A 1,745-nucleotide genomic window follows, 5' to 3' on the forward strand; every position below is an offset into this window, starting at 1 on the left:
AAAGTAATCGTAACCTTCACATTTACTGTGCCCTTTTTCTTACCAGTCAGGGTTCCCGACTTAGATACTGTTGCTATCTTCTTATCGCTGACACTATAGCTTATCTTAGCCTTCTCCTGTCCTATCAGCTCATCCGTTCCAAAGCTTGTTACCTTCTTAAGCTCTTCCGGCAGCTTCACAGAAACCTTAACAGCCTTTCCCTTCTGTACAGAAGCCTTTGTTGAAACAGAAACCTGATCGGTAAGCTTAACAGCGTCCTTTACCTTTGCTGTACAAAGAACAATTTCTCCACCACTATTTGTAGAAACCCTTAATGTTCCATCCTTGGCAACCTTTCGCATACTGTTTGGTATCTCTGCCAGCTTACCATTTTCATCCTTTCTGTAAGCATAAACCTTAGCCCCCGCTTTTAATGAAAGCTCTTCTTTCACTGAAATACTTACCTCAACCGGTACAGACAGCTTGCCCTGATCCCCTACCGTAAGTACGCCAACTGATTTCTTTGCCGCCTTTGCATCTGCTTCCAGGTTTACACTTATATTCATATCCTTTGTCTTGTCTGTCATCTTTTCCAAGGAGGATACAGGCACCTTTACCTTATAAGCAATATTACCATTTTCAACATGAACGGTAATTTCCTTCTCTTCTGCCTTTGCAGCTGTCATCGCCTCTTTTGTCAGAACGATTCCTTCTATCTTAACACCTTCTACAACCGGAATATTCATATTGATTTCTACGGCAGCCGCTGTTTTTTCTGCTAAAGCCTCTTTCATTACCTCCTTACCAAGGGTAAGTACTATATTTCCATTTCCTGATTTTGCCAAATCCGCAAGAGATTCTTCCTTTATTTCTACTGTTACCTGTGCCTTTGCTCCAGAAACCTCTGTGGTTCCTGAAACTACAGTTACATTAGCACCCTTCTCCGTCTTATCCACAACGACGCCTTTTGTTGTCTCTGGCACAGGAACTACTGTAGCTCCCGGGATTATAACTTCACCGCCGGCTTCACATACAATATCAGCACGATCCTTCACACGGATACGGGCATGCAGACCATCAAAGGTGTTATCATAGGAGGCCAGACCAATGGCTGTTATCTTATTTCCCTGGGCTAAATTAGCGATAGCCTTATCCGTTGTAATATAACCGTCAATAAATACCCGGGCAACCTCTCCCTTTGCATCACGCACCAGAATTGTCTGTACAGCTCCATTTTCTACTGTATAGCTAACCACAGTACCTGAAAGCTTAACCAGACTTCCCAGATAGGTCTGCTCATTAATTTCCTTTGCTCCTACTGTCTTTGGCACTACCTTACTTATATTACTGTCAACCACCTTAATACTTGTAACGTTCAGCTGACGCTCTCCCTGATAGGAGGAGGTAGTTCCCGTAATACGAACCCTCTGTCCAGCACGGAAGTCGCCAGCTACAGGGAATGCATTAATTCCCGCTGTCTCATCCTGAAGATAAATACAGTCAAAGAAGGCTGTAGCCTTATCATAGCCGGATGCGTTAGAGGTTACAATACCCTCTACTGTGTACACAACACCTTCCTCTTTCTGACTCTGAACCTCTGCAATATCCGTAATTTCTACTGGATTTACATAGTTAATCAGATTCTCCAGAATCGTATAGTTGGAATAATTCTTTTCTGCATTATTATCCATCTCCATCTTGATTTCAAAGTTACTCATAAAGGCTGCTCCGCCAACTAAAACCATGGACTGATTTCCATTGGCATG

General features: G+C 42.9%; 1 pseudogene. It reads right to left on the bottom strand.

From position 1 onward, the window contains the following. A pseudogene (locus tag ASU35_RS04885) lies at positions 1 to 1,724 on the bottom strand (DNA-binding protein); the annotation flags it as partial. Positions 1,725 to 1,745: the final 21 nt, after the last annotated feature.

The organism is Acetivibrio ethanolgignens (assembly GCF_001461035.1).
In the GTDB taxonomy this organism is placed as follows: Bacteria; Bacillota; Clostridia; order Lachnospirales; family Lachnospiraceae; genus Velocimicrobium; species Velocimicrobium ethanolgignens.